Below are 3,682 nucleotides of genomic sequence, written 5' to 3'. Positions count from 1 at the left end.
TGCTGGCGTGCGGTGGCTGGTTACCGGGCACACGCTCGGGAACGGTTATCCGCGGACCAGGCACACGGCACACATCACCATGATTACCGGCAGGCGACCCGGTCACTGCGGCGCGTCGGAATTGCCCCGCCCTGCACGGCGGTACTGCACTGAGTAAAAACGAGCACAATAAGATTGGGGCTGGTGGTGCCACCGGCGAGAATCTCGACGCTCTGGTTGTGCCCCGTAAAAGTGACCTTCGTTCTCCCATCGGACGCGGACTCCTGGAAGAGCTTGTAACCGACACCGGGCAGGGCCTTCCGGTAGAAGTCGGCTGCCGCGGCCGGGGTCACTCCCTTCAGGCTGATCGACGCGTCGGTGGGCTTGCTGTTGGTGAGTGTGTGGGTCGACCCGTCCGGGAACGGAAAATTGCCCGGGACGATGGACGTACTGAGCGGGTCGGCGCTGGCCGTCGCGGTCGGTTGCGCGGACTGGGTCTGGACCGCCGGCGGTGATGACGACGCCAGCGTCAGATCGGTGGGCAGATCCGTGGCGGGGGGGCTCGGCGGTGCCGCGGTAACCGCCGCGTCCCGCACGACCGCTGGCGTCGAGCCGCTGCCGCCGCACGCTCCGGTCAGGAGCGTGAGACACACAGCGGTGCCGACAGTCACCATGCGGCCCTGGAACGTTCCGGCCCGGCTCATCCAACCTCCGTCACCCACGCGCGCTGCGCGCGTACCCCCTACGACCCACCGTCCTGACGGGCCTGGCGACGCCCGGCACGGCCCCGGCCGCGCAGCGCCCGAACCCACCGCGACCAGGACAACCAAGGGCTGTCGGATGCTACTTAACCACTGCCGCCGAGCGCGCCGCCGCACGGGTGCGCGGTCTTGGCCGGCGACCGTCGAACACGGACAGCGACGGCCGATCGGTACCGACCGTCAGCCAGTGGGGAGCGGCTGTTCAGCCCAGATCGTCTTTCCATGGCGGGTATGACGGGTACCCCAACGCCGGGTGAGCTGGGCGACCAGGAGCAGCCCGCGTCCACCCTCATCAAGGACACGGGCCCGGCGCAGGTGCGGCGCGGTGCTGCTGGCGTCGGAGACCTCACAGATGAGGCTGTCGTCAAGGATCAGCCGCAGCTGGAGCGGTGCCCGAGCGTGGCGGATGGCGTTGGTGAGCAGTTCGCTGACGATCAGTTCGGTGATGAATGTGGCCTCGTCCAGCCCCCAGCTGGCGAGCTGACGGGATGCCTGCGCACGGGCGTCCGCGACGACGGCCGGCTCTGCCGGCAGATCCCAGCTGGCGACCTGGCCCGGGTCAAGGGCACGTGTCCGGGCGACCAACAGCGCGACGTCATTGCTTGGACGGTCCGGCAGCATGGCCGCGAGGATGGTGTCGCAGATACTCTCCAGCGAGCCCGCGGAATCGGCCAGCACCCGGCGCAACGCGCTTTGGCCCGCGTCGATGTCGCGGTCATGGCCCTCGACGAGTCCGTCCGTGTAGAAAACAAGCAGGCTGCCCGCGGGCAGATCGAAATCAGCGGCCTCGAAGGGCAGCCCGCCCACGCCCAGTGGAGGACCGGCCGGCAGGTCGAGGAAGTCGACGGTGCCGTCCGGGGTCACGATGGCGGGCAGGGCATGACCGGCGCGGGCCAACGAACACCGACAGGACACCGGATCGTACACCGCGTACAGACACGTGGAGACAAGACCGTCACCAGTATCGCCGGACATGCCCGTTGATGCCGGGCTCTCCTCGGCCGCCAGCCGGATGACCACGTCGTCCAGGCGGGTGAGCAGCTCCTCGGGAAAAAAATCAACATCGGCAAGCGTGCGCACGGCGGTACGGAGCCGGCCCATGGTCGCGGCCGCGTGCAGCCCGTGGCCCGCGACGTCACCGACAACCAGCGCGACGCGGGTGCCGGACAGCGGGATCACGTCATACCAGTCACCACCGACACCCACCTCAGAGCTGGCTGGCAGGTAGCGGGAGGCGACATCCACCGCCGTCTGCGCGGGCAGCCGCCGCGGGAGCAGGCTGCGCTGCAGCGTGAGCGCGGTGGCGCGTTCATGGGTGTACCGACGGGCATTGTCGATAGCGACTGCTGCCCTGGCAGCGAGCTCATCGGCAAGGATGAGATCATCGTGCTCGAACGCCTCCGGATGTCGATGACGAGCAAGAGTCGCCACACCTAGAGTGGCGCCACGGGCACGCAACGGCACGAAAAGCATCGAGTGAAACCCGTACTCGCGGGCCTTGGCGGTCCGGACGGCATCCGCGGCGACCCAACGAGCCATCACCGGGTCAGAGATCTGGTACAGCGCGGGCCGGCCGGTCACCAGGACGCGGGCGGGGGGCGAATAGTCCGGATAGACGTCGGCCTGCCCCAGCTCCACCACAACTTCGGGACGGCCTTCGATGATCGACTGGTGCGCGGCACGGCACAGGGTGACCGTGCCCGAGAACGGACCGGCAACCGGCTCATACCCCTGGCGTACCGATTCGAGCAGATCCACGCTGGCCCAGTCGGCGAGTCCGGGAACAACCACCTCCACCAGTTCCCGCGCGGTCCGGATCACATTCAGCGTACTGCCGATACGGCTACTCGCCTCGTTCAACAAGGCCAGCCGCTGCTGGGCCCGGTGCTGCTCGCTGATGTCGAACGCCGCGCTGTACACGCCTCGGATCAGCCCGTCTGGATCCTTCAGCGGCGAGATGCTGATGGCCAGCGCCTCGCCGTAAAGATTGATCAGAGTAGGGGCGAAAACCCTGTAACGCACCGGCTCGCCTGTCTGCGCCACCTTGCGCAGCTGCTCGACGACCGCGTCGAGGGCGGGCCCACCGGGCAGCAGCTCGGTGAGCTGGAGCCCGCGTTCCTCGCCCTGGTCGATGCCGAGCTGACGGCACGCCGCGGCGTTCAGCCGGCGGATCCGCAAGTCCACGTCGTAGACCGCGAGATACAGCGGGGACTGGTCGAACGCCCAGTCCAGCAGCGGCCAGTCGCCGTCCTTCTTATCCTGCTGCTCGTGATTTTTCCGCATCTGCCGCTTCTGCCGCCCCGCCAGCACCGCACTAATGATCCAGGTAATCTTTCCATCGTCAGCCGGTGACGGTTGTGCCAGCAACTCGACCCGCAGATGCCGGCCGTCCCGGTGACGCACAACCGCCTGGCCGCTCCATACCTCCAGCGCCGCGCTGGACAGCCGCACGGTGTCCGGAATATCCTCGGCGAGGAGGTCTGCCGCCGCCCGTCCGAGGACCTCGGCCGGCGGGTAGGCCAGCAGCTGCCGAGCCTGTTTGCTCCACTGCGTGATACGCCCCTGTGCGTCAACCGTTGCCGTGGCGGTCTCCGCCACATCAAAAAGCTCGTCGATTCGGTTGCCAAAAGTAGCAACGTGCACGTCATCCGACTCGTCCACATCTCGGTCCTGCCCAACGAGTTCCCGCATGAACCGGCCGGCCGGGCGCTACCCAGACAATCATGATCCGTTCGCTCTCCGCGACCGCATCGTCGTCCCGACACGCGTTCCGGGCTGTCACTCATGCCATCAGCGCGCTAACGGCCAGCATGCTGATTGATGAGATCAAGAGGCTCCGGTTGTCGTCGGCCCAGGTAGCGGTGTCCCACCTGGGCCGACGACAACGACGCGAGGCGCCGACCGGGCGCCGCGAGCCGGACAAGTCCTATTGCCGGAGCCTC

2 protein-coding genes are annotated in these 3,682 nt (G+C 67.7%); both read right to left on the bottom strand.

Features of this window, described 5'->3' with window-relative positions:
- Positions 1 to 83: 83 nt before the first annotated feature.
- Positions 84 to 683: a hypothetical protein gene (locus MJ783_RS17230; protein WP_239311526.1), complete on the bottom strand. Its 600-nt coding sequence runs from the start codon at positions 681 to 683 to the stop codon at positions 84 to 86.
- A gap of 237 nt (positions 684 to 920) precedes the next feature.
- Entirely contained in the window at positions 921 to 3,401 is a 2,481-nt protein-coding gene (locus tag MJ783_RS17225) for a SpoIIE family protein phosphatase (RefSeq protein WP_239311524.1), read from the bottom strand.
- Between the last annotated feature and the right edge of the window lie 281 nt (positions 3,402 to 3,682).

The sequence above is a fragment of the Protofrankia sp. Cj3 genome (assembly GCF_917627355.1).
Classification (GTDB): Bacteria; Actinomycetota; Actinomycetes; order Frankiales; family Frankiaceae; genus Protofrankia.
Note: the sequence above shows the minus strand (reverse complement) of the source record. Positions and strands in the feature narration are given on the sequence as shown.

What these genes read in the sequence shown, in the direction of transcription:
- MJ783_RS17230 (WP_239311526.1), bottom strand. Translation starts at nt 683, where the DNA reads ATGAGCCGGGCCGGAACGTTCCAGGGCCGCATGGTGACTGTCGGCACC.